Origin of the sequence: Glycomyces sp. NPDC021274 (assembly GCF_040641195.1) — a bacterium.
GTDB lineage: Bacteria > Actinomycetota > Actinomycetes > Mycobacteriales > Micromonosporaceae > Glycomyces.
Genome location: NZ_JBFADC010000006.1, coordinates 193303 through 214912, shown reverse-complemented (window position 1 = coordinate 214912; position 21610 = coordinate 193303). Strand labels below are relative to the sequence as shown.

Annotated in this window: 22 protein-coding genes; 14 read left to right on the top strand and 8 right to left on the bottom strand. The window is 72.3% G+C overall.

Features of this window, described 5'->3' with window-relative positions:
• Positions 1 to 289 precede the first annotated feature (289 nt).
• The 5 genes from AB0I03_RS15955 (at position 290) to AB0I03_RS15935 (ending at position 6453) form a co-directional block, all read left to right on the top strand.
• Positions 290 to 1288, top strand: a complete 999-nt coding sequence (locus tag AB0I03_RS15955; protein ID WP_360412783.1) for a glycosyltransferase — start codon at positions 290 to 292, stop codon at positions 1286 to 1288.
• A 112-nt stretch (positions 1289 to 1400) separates the two neighbouring features.
• Positions 1401 to 2102, top strand: a complete 702-nt coding sequence (locus AB0I03_RS15950) for a ThuA domain-containing protein (protein WP_360412780.1) — start codon at positions 1401 to 1403, stop codon at positions 2100 to 2102.
• A complete protein-coding gene (locus AB0I03_RS15945; protein WP_360412777.1) occupies positions 2081 to 3196 on the top strand; it encodes a Gfo/Idh/MocA family oxidoreductase in 1116 nt (371 codons plus the stop codon). Before AB0I03_RS15950 ends, AB0I03_RS15945 begins: the two co-directional genes overlap by 22 nt.
• Positions 3197 to 3298: 102 nt before the next feature.
• Positions 3299 to 4867, top strand: coding sequence for a ricin-type beta-trefoil lectin domain protein (locus tag AB0I03_RS15940; protein WP_360412774.1), 1569 nt, complete (start codon positions 3299 to 3301; stop codon positions 4865 to 4867).
• Between the two features lie 155 nt (positions 4868 to 5022).
• Positions 5023 to 6453 carry an NAD(P)/FAD-dependent oxidoreductase gene (locus AB0I03_RS15935; RefSeq protein ID WP_360412771.1) on the top strand — a complete coding sequence of 477 codons (1431 nt, stop codon included), beginning with the start codon at positions 5023 to 5025 and terminating at the stop codon, positions 6451 to 6453.
• A 205-nt stretch (positions 6454 to 6658) separates the two neighbouring features.
• Here the strand turns inward: AB0I03_RS15935 and AB0I03_RS15930 are convergent, their stop codons facing one another.
• On the bottom strand, positions 6659 to 7669 hold the full coding sequence (locus AB0I03_RS15930; RefSeq protein WP_360412768.1) for a DMT family transporter: 1011 nt from the start codon (positions 7667 to 7669) through the stop codon (positions 6659 to 6661).
• Between AB0I03_RS15930 and AB0I03_RS15925 the strand changes: the two genes are divergently transcribed.
• The 4 genes from AB0I03_RS15925 (at position 7668) to AB0I03_RS15910 (ending at position 11293) form a co-directional block, all read left to right on the top strand.
• Positions 7668 to 9077, top strand: a complete 1410-nt coding sequence (locus AB0I03_RS15925) for a PLP-dependent aminotransferase family protein (RefSeq protein WP_360412765.1) — start codon at positions 7668 to 7670, stop codon at positions 9075 to 9077. The genes AB0I03_RS15930 and AB0I03_RS15925 overlap by 2 nt on opposite strands.
• 78 nt (positions 9078 to 9155) lie before the next feature.
• Complete coding sequence (locus AB0I03_RS15920) at positions 9156 to 9701, top strand: hypothetical protein (protein WP_360412762.1); 546 nt, start codon at positions 9156 to 9158, stop codon at positions 9699 to 9701.
• A gap of 48 nt (positions 9702 to 9749) precedes the next feature.
• A complete protein-coding gene (locus AB0I03_RS15915) occupies positions 9750 to 10685 on the top strand; it encodes an ADP-ribosylglycohydrolase family protein (RefSeq protein ID WP_360412759.1) in 936 nt (311 codons plus the stop codon).
• 98 nt (positions 10686 to 10783) lie between these two features.
• Entirely contained in the window at positions 10784 to 11293 is a 510-nt protein-coding gene (locus AB0I03_RS15910; RefSeq protein ID WP_360412756.1) for a DinB family protein, read from the top strand.
• A gap of 9 nt (positions 11294 to 11302) precedes the next feature.
• Here the strand turns inward: AB0I03_RS15910 and AB0I03_RS15905 are convergent, their stop codons facing one another.
• Together AB0I03_RS15905 and AB0I03_RS15900 are read right to left on the bottom strand one after the other, a co-directional pair.
• The gene (locus AB0I03_RS15905; RefSeq protein ID WP_360412753.1) at positions 11303 to 12064 is read right to left on the bottom strand and encodes a Sir2 family NAD-dependent protein deacetylase; all 762 of its coding nucleotides are present in this window, start codon (positions 12062 to 12064) and stop codon (positions 11303 to 11305) included.
• Positions 12065 to 12111: 47 nt separating this feature from the next.
• Complete coding sequence (locus AB0I03_RS15900) at positions 12112 to 12792, bottom strand: NUDIX domain-containing protein (protein WP_360412750.1); 681 nt, start codon at positions 12790 to 12792, stop codon at positions 12112 to 12114.
• Between the two features lie 71 nt (positions 12793 to 12863).
• On the opposite strand from AB0I03_RS15900, the gene AB0I03_RS15895 reads away from it, so the two are divergent.
• The 3 genes from AB0I03_RS15895 (at position 12864) to AB0I03_RS15885 (ending at position 15726) form a co-directional block, all read left to right on the top strand.
• Positions 12864 to 13865 carry an SPFH domain-containing protein gene (locus tag AB0I03_RS15895; protein WP_360412747.1) on the top strand — a complete coding sequence of 334 codons (1002 nt, stop codon included), beginning with the start codon at positions 12864 to 12866 and terminating at the stop codon, positions 13863 to 13865.
• Positions 13862 to 14767 (top strand): hypothetical protein, encoded by a 906-nt coding sequence (locus AB0I03_RS15890; RefSeq protein WP_360412744.1) that lies wholly within the window; start codon positions 13862 to 13864, stop codon positions 14765 to 14767. The genes AB0I03_RS15895 and AB0I03_RS15890 overlap by 4 nt, the downstream gene beginning before the upstream one ends.
• 200 nt (positions 14768 to 14967) lie before the next feature.
• Complete coding sequence (locus AB0I03_RS15885) at positions 14968 to 15726, top strand: GNAT family N-acetyltransferase (protein WP_360412741.1); 759 nt, start codon at positions 14968 to 14970, stop codon at positions 15724 to 15726.
• Here AB0I03_RS15885 and AB0I03_RS15880 read toward each other — a convergent pair.
• Together AB0I03_RS15880 and AB0I03_RS15875 are read right to left on the bottom strand one after the other, a co-directional pair.
• Entirely contained in the window at positions 15663 to 16727 is a 1065-nt protein-coding gene (locus AB0I03_RS15880) for a hypothetical protein (RefSeq protein ID WP_360412738.1), read from the bottom strand. The genes AB0I03_RS15885 and AB0I03_RS15880 overlap by 64 nt on opposite strands.
• 42 nt (positions 16728 to 16769) lie before the next feature.
• A complete protein-coding gene (locus AB0I03_RS15875) occupies positions 16770 to 17738 on the bottom strand; it encodes a S41 family peptidase (RefSeq protein WP_360412735.1) in 969 nt (322 codons plus the stop codon).
• A gap of 81 nt (positions 17739 to 17819) precedes the next feature.
• Here AB0I03_RS15875 and AB0I03_RS15870 point away from each other — a divergent pair, with 81 nt between their 5' ends.
• Positions 17820 to 18329 carry a transcriptional regulator gene (locus AB0I03_RS15870; RefSeq protein WP_360412732.1) on the top strand — a complete coding sequence of 170 codons (510 nt, stop codon included), beginning with the start codon at positions 17820 to 17822 and terminating at the stop codon, positions 18327 to 18329.
• Here AB0I03_RS15870 and AB0I03_RS15865 read toward each other — a convergent pair.
• From AB0I03_RS15865 to AB0I03_RS15855, 3 genes are read right to left on the bottom strand one after another with little or no spacing between them, the layout of a single operon-like run.
• Positions 18313 to 18990 carry a response regulator transcription factor gene (locus AB0I03_RS15865; RefSeq protein ID WP_360412729.1) on the bottom strand — a complete coding sequence of 226 codons (678 nt, stop codon included), beginning with the start codon at positions 18988 to 18990 and terminating at the stop codon, positions 18313 to 18315. The two genes, AB0I03_RS15870 and AB0I03_RS15865, sit on opposite strands and share 17 nt — an antisense overlap.
• Entirely contained in the window at positions 18987 to 20111 is a 1125-nt protein-coding gene (locus tag AB0I03_RS15860) for a histidine kinase (protein WP_360413090.1), read from the bottom strand. Before AB0I03_RS15860 ends, AB0I03_RS15865 begins: the two co-directional genes overlap by 4 nt.
• Positions 20111 to 20803 carry a DUF2306 domain-containing protein gene (locus AB0I03_RS15855; RefSeq protein WP_360412726.1) on the bottom strand — a complete coding sequence of 231 codons (693 nt, stop codon included), beginning with the start codon at positions 20801 to 20803 and terminating at the stop codon, positions 20111 to 20113. The genes AB0I03_RS15860 and AB0I03_RS15855 overlap by 1 nt, the downstream gene beginning before the upstream one ends.
• Positions 20804 to 20877: 74 nt before the next feature.
• Between AB0I03_RS15855 and AB0I03_RS15850 the strand changes: the two genes are divergently transcribed.
• Entirely contained in the window at positions 20878 to 21432 is a 555-nt protein-coding gene (locus AB0I03_RS15850) for a GNAT family protein (RefSeq protein WP_360412723.1), read from the top strand.
• Positions 21433 to 21610 lie beyond the last annotated feature (178 nt).

The window sequence follows — 21610 nt, the reverse complement described above, 5'->3', positions numbered from 1 at the left end:
AACGGTGTCGGAATCCGATTTCCTCAATCGGGTCAAGCCCTGTACCGTGCCCTTCGACAGGCCGAAACGAGCCGACGCGACGCCGCCACCGACCCTGGGCGCCGCCGATCCTGTCCGTAATTTGAGCGCCGCATGACATAGCGGCGCAACGCGATCCGAGCGGGCCGGTGGCCGCGCGCGGGTCGCGCTCAAGACTCGGGGCCTCGGGCCGCGCACTCGGTTCGAGGCCCCGTCTTTCAGGCGCAGCGGTGCTACGGTGAGCGCGTTCCCCTCACCCCTTGGAGCCTCGATGGCGCATCGGCCTGCGGTCAGCCTCGTCATGGCGACCTGCGACAAGCGCGAGTACCTGGCGCTGACGCTCGAATCGCTGCTCGCGCAGACCGAGTCACGGTTCGAGGTGGTGCTGTGCGACGACGGGACGCGGGGCGGGATCGCCGACGTGGTGGCGCCGTTCAAGGACCGGCTCGACCTCCAGCTGGTGGTGCAGGAGAACCGGGGCCGGGCGGCGGCGCGGAACGCGGCCCTCGAACGGGCGCAAGGGGATCTGGTCGTCTTCATCGACGACGACCGGCTGGCCGCGCCCGGTTTCGTGGCCGCGCACGCGGACGCCGCCCGCGGCGGCGGGGTGATCGGCTGGAAGCGCCGGGCGCTCACCTGGTGGCGGCCGGGAATGCTCCCGGTGAGCGAGGCGGACCTCGTGCGCCTGGCGTTCCGAGTGGGCGGCACCGCACGACTGCGCGAACCCCTGCGGCTCTTGGAGCCGGGAGAACTGACCGCGGACCCGGAGGGCGCACTCGCCCGCGTCGACCTGAGCGAGGAGCGGGACAACTACCGGCAGGTCGTGGACGCGTTCGGGCCGGGCCTGGACGACTTCCGGTTCGCCTGGGGCCTGGCCACGACCGCGAACCTCTCGGTGCCGCGCGAGGCCCTGGCGGAGGCCGGCGGATTCGACGAGGCGTTCACGGGCTGGGGCATGGAGGACACGGACCTGAGCTACCGGCTGCACCGGGCGGGACTGCGGTTCTCGGTGGAGGCGGCGGCGGTGAACTACCACCAGGTGCACCCGCTGGTCGACCCCGATCCGGTGGCCGCCGGGCGGATCATGAAGGCGCAGTTGACGAGGAACCTCGAGCGGTTCTGCGAGCGGCACCGCACGATCGAGGCGCACCTGTTCCGGGGGTACTGGGCGAACGCGATGACCTTGACCGAGGCCGACGCGCTGCTGAAGCGCACCGAGGTCGATCCGATGCTGCGCCGCGAACTCGAAACTTTTTACATGTCCCGGTAAACCGGCAGCGACCGGGAAGACCGTTGCGGTCGCTCCCGGCATCGGCTACGGTCGATCGGCGAGGTATGAAAACGATTCGACAAGCGGTGTCAACCACCGGTGAAGGAACCATATGAGCGAGCGAAAAGCCCTGGTCGTCCGAGGCGGATGGGAGGGGCACGCACCGGTCGAGGCGACTGAACTGTTTCTGCCCTTCCTGCGGGAGAACGGCTTCGAGGTCCGCGTGGAGGAGTCGCCCGAGGTGTACGCGGACGCCGACGCGCTCGCCGCGACCGACCTCATCGTCCAGAGTGTGACGATGTCCGAGATCAGCCACGACCAGCTCAAGGGCCTCCGCGCCGCCGTCGCGGCCGGCACGGGCATGTGCGGCTGGCACGGCGGCATCGCCGACTCCTACCGCAACTCCTCGGACTACCTGCAGCTCATCGGCGGCCAGTTCGCGACCCACCCCTCCAAGGAACCGGGCCAGTGCAAGGGCAGCCAGGAGGACAACTACCTGCCTTACACGGTCGAACTCACCGAGCTCGGCCGCGAGCACCCGATCATGGCGGGCCTCGACGACTTCGAGCTCGACACCGAGCAGTACTGGGTGCTCCACGACGACCTCATCGACGTCCTGGCCACGACCACGCACCCCGTGCGGCCGTGGCACCCCTGGCACCGCCCGATCACCTCCCCCGCCGTGTGGACCCGCCAGTGGGGCGAGGGCCGCATCATGGTCGCCACCCCCGGCCACAGCGTCGAGGTCCTGCAGGACGCGAACGTCCGCACCATCATGGAAAGGGGCATGCTGTGGGCGACCCGCACGGCGTAGGCATCATCGGCCTCGGCGCCATCTCCGGCCAGTACCTCCAGACCTTCTCGGCCTGCCCGGGCATCCGCATCGCGGCCGTCGCGGACCTCAACGCCGCCCGCGCCGCCGAGGTCGCCGAGGCGACCGGGGCCGCAGCGCTCACTGTGGACGAACTCGTCGCCCACCCCGAAGTGGACACCGTCCTCAACCTCACGATCCCCGCCGCCCACGCGGAGATCGCCCTCAAGGCGATCGCCGCGGGCAAGCACGTGTACGGCGAGAAGCCGCTCGCGGCCGCGTTCGAGGACGCCCAGCGCGTGGTCGCAGCCGGCGACGCCGCCGGCGTGCGGGTCGGCTGCGCGCCGGACACGGTGCTCGGCACCGGCGTCCAGACCGCGCGGGACGCGATCGACAAGGGCGAGATCGGGGTCCCGACGTTCGCGACCGCCACGATGATCGCCCGCGGCCACGAGGTCTGGCACCCGAACCCGGACTTCTACTACACCGAGGGCGGTGGGCCGCTGCTCGACATGGGGCCGTACTACGTGACCTCGCTCGTGCACCTGCTCGGCCCCGTCGTCTCGGTCACCGGCGCCTCCAGCCGCTCGCGCGACCAGCGCGTGATCGGCTCCGGTCCCCGTGCGGGCGAACAGGTCCCGGTCTCGATCGACACGCATGTCACCGGCATCCTCCACCACGCGAGCGGTGCGCTGAGCACGCTGGTGATGAGCTTCGACGGGTACGCCACCACGGCCCCGAACATCGAGGTCCACGGCACCGAGGGCACCGTCGGGGTCCCCGACCCGAACCACTTCGCGGGCGAGGTGACGCTCGACCGGCACGACCGCGATCGCGGGGTCCTCGCCGCCAGCGCCGGGTACGCCGAGTCGGGCCGGGGCGTCGGCCTCATCGACATGGCTCGCGCGCAAGCGGATCGGGCCCCGCGGGCGGACGCCGCACTGGCGCTCCACGTGCTCGAGGTGATGACAGGCCTGCTGCGCTCGGCGGAGACCGGTGGGCGCCTTGACATGCAGACCACCGTGGAGCGCCCTGCGCTGGTGCCGTTCACGGCCCATGAGGACTGGACCGCCCCCACTGCGCCGCCAAAACCGTAATATTGAAATTGATCAATCCGACAATCTTCACATTACCGCGGAGTAACGGTAGTCTCCCTACTACGATCCGTCGACAGCGATGTTTCCGAACAGGAGACTGCCATGTCCACTCCCCGGTACAGGATCACCGCTGCCCTGGCAGCAGCGGTGATCACTGCTCTCTCACTCTCCACAATGGCCTCATTGGCCCAGGCGGCGCAACGGCCCGACCCCGTTCCGCTGCCCGACCACCTCGAAACCCTCCGCGCCGCCGAAGCCACCGAGCTGTACGGCAGCCCTGACATCCGGCCGCTCGAAGATCGCCGCACCTCCCTGGTCTCCATGGGGGACAGCGAGATCTCCGGCGAGGGTGTCGGCAACTACGAGCCCGGCACCCACACCGACGGCAACTGGTGCGACCGCTCGCTCGACCAGGCCCTGTTCCGCACCGGCATCGAGAGCGACGAGCAGTACAACGCCGCCTGCTCCGGCGCCGCCTCCCAGCACCTCGTCCAGAGCACGGGCGAGCAGCAGTGGAACGAGCTCAACCAGGGCGACCAGCTCGCGATCAAGGCCCGCAACACGCACGTCAAGCTCGTGTGGATCGTGGTGGGCGCCAACGATGAAGGCGGCATCGAGTTCGGCCCCGTCGCCACCGAGTGCGCGACCAACCGCATCCTGTTCCTCGGCCCGTGCTGGGACAACCACACCGACGACTGGGCGGCCCGCGTCGAGGTGAGCCAGGACGGGGTCGAGAACGCGATCGACGGCGTCCGGCAGACCCTCCGCGACGCCGGGTACCTCGCGACCGACTACGACCTGGTCGTCATGTCCTACCCGAGCCCCGGTGGACCCGATGTGGAGGACAACCCGGACTTCCCCGGCTGGTACGCCGGCGGCTGCCTGCTCTACCTCGCCGACGCGGCCTTCGCCCGCAACAAGGCCGTCCCGCTGTTCGAGCGTGGCATTCGCGAAGCGGCCCTGGGCAAGGGCGTCCGCTACCTCGACGCGCAGCGGCTCTTCGACGGCCACGGCGTGTGCGAGGAGGAGCCGTGGGCGCGCGGCGTCTACGTCGAGGTGGGCGAGCTGCCCTCCGAGCACGCGTTCCGGCAGTCCCTGCACCCCAACTACCTCGGCCACGGCGCGTTCGCGCAGTGCATCACCGAGTTCTACGCGCATCCCGAATGGGAGACCGCCACCTGCGTCGACCCGGCGAGCACCGACAGCGCCGCGCTCTACGAAGGGCTGCTCGAGTTCCAGGACCTCAAGGCGGGCGGCCTTTGCGTCGACGCGGAGGGCTACGACTCGCGCAACGGCACCGACCTGATCTCCTGGAACTGCAACGGCGCCCGCAACCAGGGCTTCTGGCTCGACGAGGCGCGCGGGTCGCTCCATGTGGAGCTGAGCCACGACCGCTGCGTGGACGTCGAGAGCGGCCGCATGCGGGCCGGGACGCCGCTGGTCCTCTGGGACTGCAACGGCGGCCTCAACCAGGAGTTCGTCGCGACCGGCACGGGCATCCACCCGGTCGGCCACTCGGACCTGTGCCTGGGCTTCAACGGGACCGGCACCGGAGCGGCTCTGGTGCTCACCCAATGCGCCACGGCCGCAAGCACACTGCTCGCCGACCGCGATTACGCCGACCCGGCCGGCTACGGCCACGACGACTGGATCGGCTCGAGCGTCTACTAGGGGCGGCCGTTTCGGGCACCGCCGGGCGCACCGCCCGGCGGTGCCCGCTCGCATCACGGCAGTGGACCCCGCCGGTGCCCGAGAACCCCTTCGCCCCTCCGTACAGGCGCGTAGGCTCTGTCCTTGGGACGCATGAGGAAGGACGTGACCTGCACATGGCATCCGAGGAACGCGAAGTCGACCTGGTCGTGATCGGGGCCGGACCGGTCGGCGAGAACGTCGCTGACCGGGCGGTCAAGGGCGGTCTGGAGACCGTGATCGTCGAGAGCGAGCTCGTGGGCGGTGAGTGCTCCTACTGGGCGTGCATGCCGTCCAAGGCACTGCTGCGCCCGGTGCAGGTGCTCAGCGCGACCCGCGCGCTCCCCGGCGTGTCCGAGGCCGTCACCGGCGGCCTCGACGTCGCCGCGGTGCTCCGCAGGCGCGATTCCTTCACGAGCAACTGGTCCGACGACGGCCAGGTCGGCTGGCTCGAGAGCGCGGGCATCGGCCTGGTGCGCGGGCGCGGCCGCCTCAGCGGCGAACGCGAGGTCACCGTGACCGCGGAGGACGGCACGACCACCGTGCTCCGGGCCCGCCACGCGGTCGCGGTGGCGACCGGGTCGGTCCCGAACCTGCCGGACGTTCCCGGCCTGCGCGAAGCGAACCCGTGGTCGAGCCGGGAGGCCACCAGCGCGAAGTCGGTGCCCGAGAGCCTCGCGATCATCGGCGGCGGCGTGGTCGCGATGGAGATGGCGACCGCGTACGCGGCGCTCGGCGCCGACGTCAAGGTCGTCGTCAGGGGCGGCGTGCTCGGCAGCGTCGAGCCCTTCGCGGCCGAGCGGGTGGTCGAGGCGCTGCGGTCGCAGGGCGTCGAGATCCTCACGGACACTGAGACACTGCGGGTCGAGCGCACCGCCGAGGGCGTGCGTGTCGAGACGAGCAACGGCACGGTGACCGCCGCCGAGCTGCTGGTCGCGACCGGACGCCGGCCGGCCACCGCGGACCTCGGGCTGGACCTGATCGGGCTCGATCCCGGGAAGCGGCTCGACACCGACGACACGTTGCGCGTCAACGGCTTCGACTGGCTCTATGCGGTGGGCGACGTGAACGGCCGGGTGCTCCTGACGCACCAGGGCAAGTACCAGGCGCGCGCGGCGGGCGACGTGATCGCCGCCCGTGCGGCGGGCCGGCCGGTCGACGACGCGCGGTGGGGCGCGCACGCGGCGACCGCCGACCACGACGCGGTCCCGCAGGTCGTGTTCACCGAACCCGAGATCGCCGCCGTGGGGCCTACCGCGGAACAGGCTCGCGCCCAGGGGAAGTCGATCCGGGTCGTGGACTACGACCTCGGCGGCGTCGCCGGGGCGAGCCTCTCCCGCGACGAGTACCAGGGGGCCGCGCGGATGCTCGTCGACGAGGACCGCGGCGTGATGGTCGGGGCCACGTTCGTGGGCCCTGACGTGGCCGAGCTCGTGCACGCGGCGACCACGGCGGTCGTCGGCGAGGTGCCGATCGACCGGCTCTGGCACGCGGTGCCGTCCTATCCCACGGTCAGTGAGATCTGGCTGCGGCTGCTCGAAGAGTACGGGCGGCCCGCCTCGGCTTAGAGCCGTCCGGTGCTCGGGCCGGGGCGCTCTCCTCGTTCGCTCGCCGTGCTGATCGACGGCTCGCAGGCTTCGCCGAGAGCGGCGGGTCGCTGCAACACCGGGCGGCCCGACAACGCGGCGAACGGGCCGGATAACGACCAGCCCGATGCACCGGAGAGGCCCGAGTGCCCGTCCGGCGTATCAGGCAGCGGCGCCATCGGGTCGCTCAGCCCGCAGGCTTTGCCGAGAGCGCTGAAGGCGCACCGGAAACCGGTGTCGCATCGGCAGTGTCGTCACGAGCGGGCCCGGTCCGCCGCACCGCGGCGGCCCGCAGCCGGGCCCGCACCGCGAGCCCCGCGCAGGCGATCACGGCGAGCCCGCCCGCGATGGTCGTCCAGCCGACCGGCTCGCCCAGGAGCAGCGCGGCCCAGGCGATGGTCATCACCGGCTGCGTGAGCTGCACTTGGCTGATCTGCGCCATCGGCCCGATCGCGAGCCCGCGGTACCAGGCGAAGAAGCCCAGGTACATGCTCACGGCCGCAAGGTAGGCGAACGCGAGCCACTGCACCGGCGTCGCCGTCGGCGGCTCCTGCGCCATCGCGAATCCGGCCGCCGCGATCATCACCGGGGCGGCGAGCACCAGCGCCCACGACACGGTCTGCCACGAGCCGAGCTCGCGCGCGAGCAGGCCGCCCTCGGCGTATCCGACCGCCGCGGCCAGCACCGCGCCGAAGAAGAGCAGGTCCGCCGCGCCCAGCGACCCGAACCCGCCGCCCTGCAACGCCGCGAAGCACACCGCGGCGACAGCGCCGAGGCCCGCGAACGTCCAGAACGAGGCCGCCGGGCGCTCCTTCACCCGCAGCACCGCCATGATCGCCGTCGCCGCGGGCAGCAGCGCGATCACGACCGCGCCGTGCCCGGCGGAGGAGGTGGTGAGCGCATAGGAGGTGAGCATCGGGAAGCCGACCACGACGCCGCCCGCGACCAGCGCGAGCCGGCCCCATTGGGCCGCAGTCGGCAGGCGCTGGCCGGTCGCGGCCAACGCGATCCCGGCGAGCGCCGCGGCGATGACGGCGCGCCCGGACCCGATGAACAGCGGCGAGAGGCCTTCGACCGCGATGCGGGTGAAGGGGAGGGTGAAGGAGAACGCGAGGACGCCGAGGAGGCCCCACCACAGGCCCGCGCGCTGCGATAGCGCGGGTCGCGAACTGACGATAGTGCTACTCTCTATCTTCATGTCGAATGGTAGCACTCAGCGGATCGTGGACGGCCTGCGCGCGTGGATCGCGACCGCGCCGCCCGGGGCGAAGGTCCCCTCGAGCCGGGAGCTGATGACCCGGTACGGGGCGAGCCCGGTCACCGTCCAGAAGGCGATGCACGCGCTCAATGCGCTTGGGCTGGTGGAGAGTCGGCCCGGGGTGGGCACGTTCGTACGGGCGGTGCGCGCGCCGCGGGCCGTGGACTTCGGTTGGCAGACGGCCGCTCTGGGCTCACCGCATGCGCGGCTGCCGGTGGTGTCCTCGACGCAGCGGTCGGCGGCGCCGGACGCGATCAGCCTGCACTCGGGCTACCCGGACCAGGAGCTGCTGCCGGGACGGATGGTGCGGGCGGCGCTGGCGCGGGCGGCGAAGTCGGAGGCGGCATTGACGCGCTCGCCGGTGCGCGGGCTGCCGGAGCTGCAGGCGTGGTTCGCGGCGGAGCTGGGCGGCACGGCTCCGGCGGGGGTCGCGGTACCGACGGCGCGTGACGTGATGATCGTGTCGGGCAGCCAGAGCGGGCTCGGTTCGGTCTTTCGCGCGGTGGTGGGCCGGGGGCGGCCGCTGCTCATCGAGTCGCCGACGTACTGGGGTGCGATCCTGGGCGCGGAGCAGGCCGGGCTGACGCTGGTGCCGGTACCGAGCGGCCCCGAGGGCCCGGATCCGGAGGAACTGGACCGGGCGTTCCGGCAGACGGGGGCGCGGGCCTTCTACGCGCAGCCGACGTTCGCGAATCCGACCGGGGTGCAGTGGTCGCCGAGCCGGGGGCGCGAGCTGCTGGAGGTCGTGCGCGGGCACGGGGCGTTCCTCATCGAGGACGACTGGGCGCACGACCTGGCGATCGATGCGGACCCGGCACCGCTTGCGGCCCTTGACGACAGCGGGCACGTGATCTACCTCCGCTCGTTGACGAAGAGCGCGTCGCCGGCGCTGCGCGTGGCGGCGGTGGTGGCGCGGGGCCCGGTGCGGGACCGGATCGTGGCCGACCAGGGGTCGGAGGCGATGTACGTGAGCGGGGTGCTGCAGGCGGCGTCCCTCGACGTGGTCACGCAGCCGGGTTGGCGGAACCATCTGCGCGCCTTCAGGAACGAGGTGCGGCTGCGCCGGGACCTCCTCGTCGACGCGCTCCGCGAGCACGCGCCCGGGACGGCACTCGAACGCGTCCCGGCGGGCGGGCTCAACCTGTGGCTGCGCCTGCCCGAGGGGACCGATGTCGAACGGCTGGTGCGCGACTGCGAGTCGCGCGGACTGCTCATCGCCCCCGGCACTGAGTGGTTTCCCGCCGAGCCGGCGGGGCCGTTCGTGCGGGTGAACTTCGCGGGCCCGGCCCCGGACCGGTTCCCCGAGGCGGCGCGCCTGCTGCAGCAGGCTTTGGACGAGCAGTCCTGATACCGCGAAAGCGGTGCAACGGTTTGCTCGAGGCCCAGCTCAGTGTGACCAAGAATCACGTTCGGTCACAATAGAACCATGGAAACCTTCACCGCCCCCGAGAAGCTCAGCACCGGCATGCGCCGCAACGGCGTCACCATCTGCGCGTTCTTCGGCCTCGGCTGGTACATCGGCGGCGCCGGCGTGCTCAGCGCCGGCGCCCCCTACTGGACCGGTCTCGCTCTGGCCGTGGCCATCAGCGTCGGCCTCGTCGTCGCGGTCCCCCGCGTCGCCACGAAGCGCGAGCGCCCCCGCCAGCTGCCCAAGGACTGGGGGCGCCGGTACGGCATCTGGGTCGCCTTCGAAGTCGTGCTCATCATCGCGGCGATCGCCGCGTTCAACGCCTTGGACCTCGTGGACTTCCTGCCGGGGACGATCGCGGCGATCGTCGGCGCGCACTTCCTCCCGCTCGCACCGGCCTTCGACGAACCGAAGTACCGCTGGACCGGGTACGGGATGATCGCCGCCGGGATCGCGGGCGTCGCCGTCAGCCTCGGCGATGCCGTGCTCGGCGGGGCGGTGGCCGGATTCGGTTCCGCAGTGGCGCTGTGGGCCACGGGGGTAGCAGTCCTCAAGCGCGGCTGAGCCGCCCGCCGATAGAGTCGGCACAACGCGGCGGAGACGGAGAACGGCATGACGGCACTGGACTCATGGCAGGCCCGCGCACGCGGGTCCCTGCTGCTCGCCGCGTGCGCGGACGCGCTCGGCTCGGTCTTCGAAGGCAAGCGGGACCTCGCTCCCGAGCGCGTGGCCGAAGCGGTCGACCGGTTCGCATCGTCGCTGTCCTGGACGGACGACACCGCGCAGATGCTCGTCCTCGCCGAGCACCTCGCCGCCCACGGCGGCCGGATCGAACCCGACGTGCTCGCCGCCGCATTCGCCGACGCGTGGTCGACCGAACCCTGGCGCGGCTACGGACGCGGTGCGGCGCAGATGCTCGCGCAGATCGCCGACGGCACACCGTGGCGGCAGGCGGCGCAGTCGGCCTTCGACGGCGCCGGGTCGCTCGGCAACGGCGCGGCGATGCGCGCCGCCCCGGTCGCACTCGTTCCGGGCCGGAGCCTCGACGAGGTGGCCGGTGCGGCAACGGATGCAGCGGTGGTCTCGCACGCCCACCCCGAAGGCGTGGACGGCGCGGTCGCACAGGCCCTCGCGGTCGCCATCGCCGCCCGCGCGCCCGGAGGCCGACTGCCGCAAGCGAACGAGGTGATCGAGCAGATCGCCTCCCGTACCGGGCCCGCGTTCGCCGCCGAGCTGCGGGCGATCCCGGCACTCCTCGATGGACCGCCGACGGCCGTCAGCGACCGCTTCCGCTGCGACGCGACCGCTCTGGGCGCCGTCCCGGCGTCGCTCGCGGTGTTCCTGCGCCACCCCGGCAACCCGGTGGCGCTCGTCAAGGAGGCGATCGGGCTCGGCGGCGACACCGACACCATCGCCGCGATGGCCGCCGCGATGTGCGGTGCCTACTGCGGCGAGGCCGCCGTCCCCGAAACCTGGACGGCCGCCCTCGAGCAGGCGCAGCGGGTGCGCGCCGCCGCCGACCGCATCGCGGCGCTCGGAGCCCGGTGACCTGACGCGAGCGCGCCGCGGCGTTCGGGCGACGCGGCGCAGGACCGGTGCGAGGATGGATCCGAGACCAACGGCTACTGAGGAAGACAGGGGTGCTCATGGAGGTCGGCGGAGTCTTCGCGGACGCGTTCTCGCGGGTCCGGGAAGCGGTGCACGCGGTGCTGGACGGCCTCGCGCAGGAGGATCTGGACGCGCGGCCGGGCCCCGGGGCGAACTCGATCGGGTGGCTGGTGTGGCACATCGCGCGGGTCCAGGACGACCACGTCGCGGACGTCGCCGGGCGCGAGCAGACCTGGACCGCGGACGGCTGGCACGAGCGGTTCGCACTGGAGCTCGAGCCCCGCGACATCGGGTACGGGCACACCAGCGAGCAGGTGGCGCAGGTCAGCGGCATCAAACCGGCTGATCTCAAGGCGTATTACGACGCGGTGCACGCGGCGACGCTCGCATACGTCGAGTCGCTCACGGCCGCCGATCTCGACCGGATCGTGGACACCCGCTGGGACCCGGCGGTGACGCTCGGCGTGCGGCTGGTGAGCGTCGTCAACGACAACCAGCAGCACACGGGCCAGGCCGCGTACGTGCGCGGTCTGCTCGAATCACGTTGAGCCGCAGGCTCAATCCGACCCTTTGAGCAGGAGCGGGAGAGCCTCGCCGATCGGCTCACGCAGAACGGCGTCGGCGACCTCGTCGTACGGGGTCGGCTCGGCGTTGAGGATCACGAGGCGGGCGCCGTGGGCCAGCGCGTAGTCGCAGAGCCCGGCGGCCGGGTAGACGCCGAGCGAGGTACCGATCGCCGCGAACAGGTCGGCCGCTAGCGTGGCGTCGGCGGCGGCTTGGAGGACGTCGCCGTCGAGCTGCTGGCCGAAGGAGATCGTGGCGGATTTGAGGATGCCGCCGCAGGCGAGGCAGTGCGGGTCGGTCTCGCCCGCATCGAGCCTGGGCAGGACGTCGGTCATGGGCATCCGTGAACCGCAGTCGAGGCAGGCCGCGTCGCGGGCGCTGCCGTGGATCTCGATGACGTGCTCGGGGTCGGAGCCGGCGGCCTGGTGGAGCCCGTCGGTGTTCTGGGTGATGACGGCGCGCAGGCGGCCGGTCCGCGCGAAATCGGCGAGGGCGCGGTGGGCGGCGTTCGGCTCCGCACTCCACAAGGGACTGGTGCGGCGGGCGGCCCACGCCTGGCGCCGCACCTCGGGGTCGGCGAGGTAGTTGTCGATGGTGAACATCTTCTCGGCGGCGGGGTTCTTGGTCCAGACCCCTTGGGGGCCGCGGAAGTCGGGGATCCCGGAGTCGGTGGAGACGCCGGCGCCGGTGAGGACCGTGATCGAAGCGGCCTCACCGAACCAGCGGGCCACCTCGGAGGCGGAAGTCGTGCTCATCCGACGGAACGTACCGCAGTCGGGGCGGCGCGGCTACCTCGGCGGTCTCAGCCACCTGGATTTCGGCGGAGGATCGGGGGGTTGAGGAGGGTGGCCTCGCCTCGGCGGTAGAGGCGGGCGGGGCGGCCGGGTTCGCCTTCTGTGGATCGCCCGGTGGGCTCGACGAAGCCTGGAGTCGTGGTGGCCTTGCGGTGGAAGTTGCGCGGGTCGATCTGCTCGCCCCAGACCGCTTCGTAGACCTGGCGGAGGGCGGCGATGGTGAACTCGGGCGGGCAGAAGGCGGTGGCCAGGGGGGTGTACTCCAGTTTGGAGCGGGCGCGTTCGATGCCGTCGGCGAGGATGCGGTCGTGGTCGAACGCGAGGCCGTGGCGGCCGACCGGCAGCCAGGCGGCTTCCGCGGCGTCCGTTCCCGCTGTGGGCGTGGGCAGGTCGGGCAGGAGCGCGAGGTACGCGACCGTGACGACGCGGCCGCGCGGGTCGCGGTCGGGCGCGCCGTAGCTGCCGAGCTGCTCGAGGTGGCCGCCGGGTCCGTCGAGGCCGGTCTCCTCCCCTAGCTCGCGCCGCGCGGCGGCGGTCAGGTCCTCGTCGGCGTGGACGAAGCCGCCGGGCAGGGCCCAGCGGCCGAGGTGGGGCTCGAGGCCCCGCCGTACGAGGAGCGCGTGCAACTCGCCGTCGCGGACCGTGAGGACCACGAGGTCGACAGTGACGGCGAACACCGGATAATTCATTATCACCACCTTGACGATAACCTAGCACATCGATTATCGTCAGAGTGACGAGAAAAAAGGAGGCCCTCCCGATGGCCGATGTCACCAAGCTCCTGTTCCTGCGCCACCTGCGCGGCACCCCGACCGTCTGGGTCCGGTGCCAGAAGCGCGGCGCCACGGTAAGTGCCGGCACCAGCCAGTCGTTCTGGTACCGCCCGCTGGTCGCCGTGCTCTCCGAAGTGCCGGTCGACGACCGCGAACTGCCCCTGATGTTCCACGCCCGCACCGCCGACTTCGCCGACGTCACCGTCCAGGCCACGGTCACCTACCGGATCGACGACCCCGCCCTCGCGGCCACGCGCCTCGACTTCTCCATCGACCCGAACCGCGGCCAGGCCCGGGCCCGCCCGCTCGACCAGGTCGCGACCCTGCTCACCGAGCTCGCCCAGCAGCCCGCGATCGACTTGCTCGCCCGCCTGCCGCTCGCCGAGGCCCTCACCAGCGCCGTCCCGCAGCTGCGGGAGGACGTGTCCGCGGCGCTCGCCGCGGAGGCGCGGCTCGCGGACATCGGCGTCGCCGTGGTCAGCGCCCGCGTCGTCTCGATCCGGCCCGAACCGGAACTGGAGCGCTCGCTGCAGACCCCCACTCGCGAAGCGGTGCAACAGGATGCCGACAAGGCCACGTACTCGCGGCGGGCCCAGGCCGTCGAGCGGGAGCGGGCCATCGCCGAGAACGAGCTGCAGAACAAGATCGAGCTCGCCCGGCGCGAAGAGCAGCTCGTCGAGCAGCAGGGCGCCAACGCCCGGCGGCAGGCCGAGCTGGCCGCGTCGGCCGGACTCGCCGCCGCCCAAGGCGAGGCCGAGCGCGAACGCACCCTCGCGGCGGCCCACGCCGACAAGGTGCGGATCGTGGGCGCCGCCGAGGCCGAGGCGGAGACGGCCCGCCTGGCCGCGTACCGCGACCTGCCGCCCTCGGTCATGCAGGGGCTCGCGCTGCGCGAACTCGCGGAGCACCTGCCGGAGATCGGCCAGATCACCATCACCCCGGACCTCTTGACCGGGGCCCTCTCGCGACTCGCCGACGGTGCGCGATGAGCGCGACCCTCGCACCCCGCGTGGTGGTCGTCAGCCGCCGCAGCGAGCTGGACGAACTGCTCGCCCGGCACGGCACCCGCGCGGCGGCCGAGCACTTCCTGCGCCAGCGCGGCCGCGACCTGGACGAGGTCGCGGCGCGGCACGACGCGCTGGAGGCGGCGCTCACCGCCGTGGACGCGGCGACCCCGGCCGACTGGCGCCGGGGCCGGGTGGACCGGGAGGACCTGCCGCGGTTCCTGTTCGGGCCCGAGGACATCGTCGTGGCGGTCGGGCAGGACGGGCTCGTCGCGAACCTCTCCAAGTACCTTGCGGGCCAACCGGTGCTGGGCGTGGACCCGGAGCCGGGACGGAACCCGGGGGTGCTGATCCGGTTCCACGCCAAGGCGATCGGGGCCGCGCTGCGAGCCGTCGCCGCGGACGCGGCGCCGATCCGTCGCCTCACGATGGTCGCCGCGCGGCTCGACGACGGCCAGGTGCTGGCCGGGCTCAACGAGGTGTACGCGGGGCACGGCACGCACCAGTCGGCGCGGTACCGGCTGATCGGGGCGGACGGGCGGGGCGAGCGCCAGTCCTCGTCGGGCGTCCTGATCGGCACGGGCACCGGTGCGACCGGCTGGTCGGCGTCGATCGCGGCCGACCGGGGCCTCAGCGGGGCGCTGCCCGAACCTGAGGCGCGGTCGCTGTCGTGGTTCGTCAGGGAGGCCTGGCCCTCGCCGGCGACCGGAGCGACCCTGACCGCGGGCCGCTTGAACGTCGGCGAGGAGCTGCGGCTCGTATGCGAGAGCGAACGGCTCGTGGTCTTCGCCGACGGCGTCGAGTCCGACCACCTCACGGTCACCTGGGGCCAGCAGGTCACGATCGGCCTGGCGGACCACCACCTGCACCTCGTGGTCCCCGGGTAGCGGCGGGAACACCGTGCCGCCGAGTCCTTCGGCGGCACGGCATTCCTTTTGCGCCTCTTTGCATCGCGCAGAGGTCGACCGTGCGGGCGACTCCCTTGCGCAGGGCCGACAGAACCCTCTGGATCACGGCGTCGGCGGGTTCGTGACGGTCACGGGTGCCGGGGTGGCGGACCGGCGGTGATTGAGGAATCGTTGCGGGCATGACGAACCCGACCCGCACGCCTGCCCGGCTCGCCGACGCGCCCCGGCTGCAGGCCCGCAACTCCGCCGCATTCTGGGCCGCGACCGGCCGCTCCCGAGGGCACGAGGTGATCGTCCGCCGCGGGTTCCTCGCCGTCGCCGGCGACGAGCGCGCGGGCCTGCGCGTGCTGATCCAGGAGCCCGATCTCACCGCGGACGAGCTGGCGGAGATGGCCGAGCTCGTGCGCGGCGCTTCGGGACCGGTCGACATGGAGGACCCGTTCAGCGCTACCGAGCTCGGGCATCTGGGCGTGGGCTCATGGCAGATGCCGATCATGCTGCGCCCGCCGGGCGCGGTCGAGGCCCCCGCCGTTGCGGTGCAGCAGGTTCGCGATGACGCTGCGCTGCAGGGCGCCGAGGGGGCCGTCATCGAGAGCTTCGGTCTGGACCGCTTCGAGCCCTACCGGCCCGGCGAGATGTTCCCGCTGGCGCTGCTCGACGAGCCAGGGGTCGCGATCTTCGTTGCCCGGGTGGACGGCGAGGTCCTGGGCGCGTGTGTCACCGTGGCCGCCAACGGGTTCGGCAGCCACTACTGGGTGGGCACCACCGAGGCCGCCCGTTCCCGGGGCATCGGCCGCGCCGTCATGCTGGGCTCACTCGCGCCCCTCGCGCAGATCCCGGTGACGCTCACGGCCTCGAAACTCGGCGTGCCGCTCTACGAGAAGCTGGGGTTCGCTTCAGCGGCGATGTCGACCTGGTGGTCGTCGAGCCGGGCCTGATCTTCGCCGCGGTCGATGCCGGCGAGGATCGCGGCCTTGCGTTCGGGCGAGGTGAACGCCGCCCGGATCGCGTCGCGGGTGAAGCCGGTCAGCTGCGACGCGCTCATACCGAGCGCCGCCGCGAAGGCGTACTCCCGCTCGATCGTCGTACCGAGCTGGACGGGGTTGTCGGTGGCGAGCGTGACCGCGACACCCGCCTCGACCAGCCGCAGCAGCGGGTGCTCGTCGAGTTCGGGCAGGACGCCGAAGAAGTCGTTGCATGTCAGCGCGCATTCCAGGGTCACACCCCGGTCGACGAGCAGTCGCAGCAGCTCCGGGTCCGCCGCGGCGTGGACGCCGTGCCCGATCCGGGTCAGGCCCGGCATCCGCGCGGCCGCCGCGATGTTCGCCGTCGACAGCTCCCCCGCGTGCGCGGTGATGCCGAGGCCCGCATCGGCGAACCGCTGCGCCAGTCGGTACATAGGTGCCCAGTCGGCCTCGGTGTCATAAGGCGCGTAGAGGAAGTCGACGCCCGCCAGCCCCTCGCCCGCGGCGCGGACGCAGCCCTCGGCGAACGCGTCCGCGCGTTCGGGGTCCTGCCCGGCCTGGATGACGATCGCCAGCGCTTCGGCATGCAGCAGCGGGTGGTCGGCGCGCACCTGCGCCTCGGCTCGCCGGAACAGGTCCATGAACCCGTCCCGGGTGACGACCTCGCCGCCGCAGCGGACCTCGACGTACCGGGCGCCGGCCGCGGCGTGGTCGCGCATCAGCGCGGCGAACCTCGCGACGAACAGTTCCTCGTCCGCGTCGTGGTCGAGCGGGACCGGCTGCATCGATCCGATCCGCTGCAGGCGCTCCTTGCCGGGCGGGACGGTGGCGGCCAGCTCCCGGCGCCATGCGGCCCAGTCGTAGGGCTCCCGCCCTTCGCGTTCGGCCAGGACGAGGTCGAGGTAGCGGGTCGCCTCCTGGTGGACGTGGAGGTCCGCTTTCGGCACGCGCACAAGGGCTTCCGAGGCATTCATCAATCGACCCTACCGGGGCCGACGCGGGCGTTGACGTCGAGGTCAGGCGGTTGCGGTCGCGGATTCGAGGGCGTGGGCGGCCTCTTCGGCGATCCCGCGGCGGAACCCTTCATCACCGAGGGCGAGGACGGTTTCGAGCGCTCGGCGGTGGGCTTCGGGGAGGGCGTCGGCGGCGGAGGTCGGCACGTCCGGTGCGACGCCGGTGCCTTCCCAGTTGCCGCAGGAGATCGGGCTGACGGCGCGGGCGACGGGGAGGGCGAGTTCGAGATGGGTGTCCACTTTGACGCTGTCGCGGGGATGCGCCCCGCCGCGGGTGCGCTCGCCGACCACGGTCGCCCGCTGGTGCTCTTGCAGGTCGAAGCTCAGAGCCTCGCCGCCGGAGAAGGTCTTCGCGCTGGTCAGGACCCACACGGGTTTGCTGCCGCCGAACTTGGGGCCGGGGACGTGCGAGGTCCACAGCTGCATGAGCCGCTCCGGATCGCGATGGGCCATGCCCGAGAGCTGCACCGGCTCGGTGTCGGTGAGGAAGCTGTAGACCCAGGCGACCATGCTGGGGTCGCCGCCGAGGCATTCACGCAGATCGAGGATCAGTGCGTCAGTGCCGGCGAGCAGGTGCATCGCGGCGGTGACGCGGTCGGCGGCGACGGCGGGCGGGAAGAGCAGGGGCGCGATCGCCAGCAGTCCGACATTGCCGGGCAGCCGCTGCGCGTTCGCGATGCCGCCGCAGGTCACCGCGCTCCATTCGGCCATCTGGCGCAGCTGGGTGGCATCGTCGTCATGCGTGTCGCTCAGTTCGGTCGGGCTGTGGATGACTCGCAGGTGGAGGTCGCCGTTGACCGATTGGAGATCGGTGGTGACGAGTTCGGCGAGGCGGGCCTGGTCGGCGCCTTCGTAGCGGCCGTCGGCGGCCGCGGCGGTGAGGACAGCGGCGACCTCGGTGGCGACCTCGGGGAACACGTAGCGGTCAAGGAGCAGTTCGGCGATCTGCGGAACGACAGTGTCAGCGGACATCGGGACCTCCAGAGGGGCGGGTGATGTCAAGTAGTGAACCACCGAATTGACAAAGCGTCTAGTTTTTTGGACACTTAATTTATGGACGCACCCGATGCCGAAGCACTGACCCTCTCCACTCCGCAGCAGTACCGGGCGCTCGGGCACCCAGTGCGCCACCGGCTGCTCTTCGCCCTCGGGCAGGAGTCCGCGACCCTCAGCCGGCTCGCGGCCGACCTCGGCATCAGCAAGGGCAGCGCCGGCCACCACCTGAAGGTGCTGCGCGAGGCCGGCCTCGTCCGGCTCGACGGCACCCGACAGGTGAGGGGTGGGACCGAGCAGCGCTTCAAACGCACCGCCCCGCGGCTGCGATTCGACGGCGAGGTGGCGACGAAGGCGGCTCTCGCGGCCGTCGCCGACCACATGCGCACCGACGAGGACCCACTGCTGCTGCTTCGCGGCATCCGCTTGAGCGAAGCGCAGGCCCGGCGCCTGCGCGAAACCCTGGAGGAGCTGGTCCACGAACTCGCCGATGAGGACGGCGAAGAGCGCTACGGCGTGCTGGTCGGCCTGTACCGGCCGCAGGCGGGCCCGGTCAGCGAGGAGGGCTGAGGCCCTCGCCGTCCGAGCGGTCGACGCGGCCGGACTCGTACGCCCACATCGCGGCCTCGACCCGGTTGCGGAGGCCGAGCTTGGCGAGGACCCCGGCGATATGGGTCTTGACCGTGCCCAGGGAGAGGAAGAGCCGTGCGCCGATCTCGGTGTTCGTCAGGCCCAGGGCCAGCAGCGCGAGCACGTCCTCCTCGCGGGCGGTCAGGGGTGCGGACGGCTGCCTGACGGCCCGCGTCGGGCGCGAGAACTCGCCGAGGAGCCGGAGCGTGACCTGCGGTGCGATGAGCGCGTCGCCGTTGGCCGCCGCGCGGACCGCTTCGCCGATCAGGTGCGGGCCCGCCTCCTTCAGCAGGAATCCCCTGGCGCCGGCGCGGAGTGCGCCGTGCACGTACTCGTCGAGGTCGAACGTGGTGATGACCACGACCGCGATCGGATCGGCGATCCGGTCGCCCGCGAGCAGCGAGGTCACCTCGATGCCGTTGAGGCCCGGCATCCGTATGTCCACAAGGGCCACATCGGGCCGGACCCGCTGGGCGAGCCTGACCGCCTCCACGCCGTCGGCGGCCTCACCGACCACTGCAATGTCCGGCTGCGAATCGAGCAGCAGGCGCAGGCCGGTGCGCACCGGCTCCTGGTCGTCGGCCACGATCACCCGGATCATCGGTCCCCCAACGGAAGCGCGGCCCGCAGCGTCCATCCGCCGTCCGGGTCCGGTCCGGCGGTCACGTCGCCGCCGAGGAGCGCCGCCCGCTCCGCCATGCCCTGGAGGCCGTGGCCGCCGCCTGACGCTTGGCGTACGGGGGCGCCGTCGTCGTGGACGACGATGCTCGCGACCGCCGCGTCCACCGCGACCGAAACGTCGACAGTGGAGGCGTCACGGGCGTGGCGGCGCGCGTTCGTGATGCCCTCCTGCGCGATCCGGTACAGCGTCGAGGCGACGACGACCGGAAGTTCCCCGGAGGCTTCGATGCGGACGGCGACCTTCGGCGGCCCCGGGTCGGCGAGGCGGGCGAGCTCGGGCAGACCCGCGGTCGGGGCGAAGTCGGCGGGCGCGCGGAGCGTCCGCACCAGCGAGCGCATCTCCCCCAGCGCCGCCTGCGCCTCGCGCTCGATGACGCCGAGCGACTCGGTCACGCGCGCCGGGTCCGCGCCCGCGACCTGCGCGCGGATGACGATCGCCGAGACATGGTGCGCGACAGTGTCGTGGAGGTCGCGGGCCAGCGCCTCGCGCTCGCGCGCCCGGACCGAGTCGAGCAGCCGCGCCCGCGACTCCAGGCGCTCGCGGCGCAGCGCGCCGATCAGGCAGGCGCCGCCCATGAACGCCACCCCGGCGGCGATGTCGGCGATCGGATCGCTGCCGAGCGAACTCGAGCACACCAGCCCGACCGCGGTCACGGCGCCGCCGATGCACCGGTCCCGCCCTGAGCCCCAACGGAACAGCGCGTACGGCACGGTGAGGAACACGAACGTGGCGACCAGCGCGTTCGGCTCGATCCCCGCGACGGCGTGCGCGAGCGCGAACGCCGCGGTCGAGCCGGTGAGGAGCACCGCGCTCGCCAGCGGGCGGGTCCGGCGCCACAGCAGGACGGGCAGGATCCCGACCGTCACGAGCACCGTCGCGGCCCGCCATTCCAGGTCGGGGCGCAGCGCGCCCTCGACGACGGACACGGCCGCGAACACGGCGGCGAGCACCAGGTCCCTGGGCCGGGGCCCGTCGGCGCCCGCGGCGCGGGGCCGCGACCACGCGCCGTGCATCGCCCGCTGCGCGGTGCCCATGTTCATCACGCGGTCATCGTCGCAGGCCGGCGCGAGGCCGCTCGCCTGCGGGCGATGATCCACTCGGCCACCAGAATGTTGATGAGCCATCCGGCGTCCATCTGTATGAGCCGTGCGAGCTCGCTCGGTTCGCCGAACAGCAGCAGCGGCGGGCCGGAGGTGAGGACCTGCGTGCCCGCGCCCATCGCCAATGCGTAGGCCCGGATCATCCACGCCCCGTGGGCGGAGTAGTCGTGCCGCCGTATCGCGGCGATGCCGAGGACGAGGCAGGCGAGCATGAAGCCGCCGACGAGGTACCGGGAGACGGCGACCGCGCGGTCGTCGATCGCGGGCGTGTCGTAGAACGCGGTCATCCACAGGCCGGTGAGGGCGACGACGAAGCCGGCGGGCAGGAGAAGGTACCGGCCGGCGAAGCGGTGCCATCCGTTGCGGGTGCGGCGCAGGCGCGGCAGGAACTGGAACGCGCCGACCATGGCGTAGACGAGTGCGCCGACGATGTGCAGGAGCACCGGCAGCGGCATCTGCATGAAGCGGGCGTTCGCGGCGGTTTCGGTTGCGCCCGAAGTGATCTCGCCGATGCGGAAGGCTCCGGCGATCGAGGGCACGAGCGCGAGGAGCAGGAGTCCGGCCGCGATCGGCCATTCGCGGCGGAGCCGGGCGTCGAGGCGGGGCTGGAGGTCGAGCCGAGGAGTGTCCATGCCCCAATCCTGTGGGCGGGAGGGGACCTGCCGCTTCAGCCATGTGGCCGAATGCGGTCGCGCATAATGGCGCGATGACCTCCCCACTGCCGCCTTGGCCCCGCACGCCGCCCGCGCACGGCGGCGTCGTGCTCCGTCGGGCACGCGAGGACGACGTCGCGATGGCGTGTGAGCTCGCGACCGATGCGTACATTCCGACGATCGGCACGCTGCCGCCGCATGCGGACGAGGCGCAGGCGCTGGCGTGGATCCGCAGGCAGCACGAGCGCTACGACGAAGGCGTCGGGTTCTCCTTCGCGGTCGCCGATGCGGCGAGCGGCGCGGCGGTCGGGCAGTGCGGACTCTGGCTCCGCGAGCTCGGGGAGGGCCGAGCCACGGCCGGCTACTCGATCGTGCCCTCCGGACGCGGTCGCGGGTTCGCCGCCGATGCGCTCGCCGCGCTCACCGGGTTCGGCTGGACGGTGCCGGGGCTGTTCCGGATCGCGCTCTGCATCGAGCCGTGGAACGAGGGCTCGATCCGCACGGCCGAGCGCGCGGGCTACGAGCGCGAAGGGCTCCTGCGCAGCCACCAGGCGATCGGCGGCGTGCGGCGGGACATGCTGCTGTACGCGGCCGTCCGGCCCGAGTAAGACGGTGTAGCCGTGCCGTGACGTGCTGATAATTTCCGAAAGTTTCGGTATCACGGCTTCGCCGACTCGTAGTGCAATGTGGCGGATTCCGAGGGTTCTCGTTGGGGATCGCTATTGAACTGCGCCGATGATCACCGGTTGCCAGTAATTCTTCCTGAAAAGTTCCGATAGTTTTCCG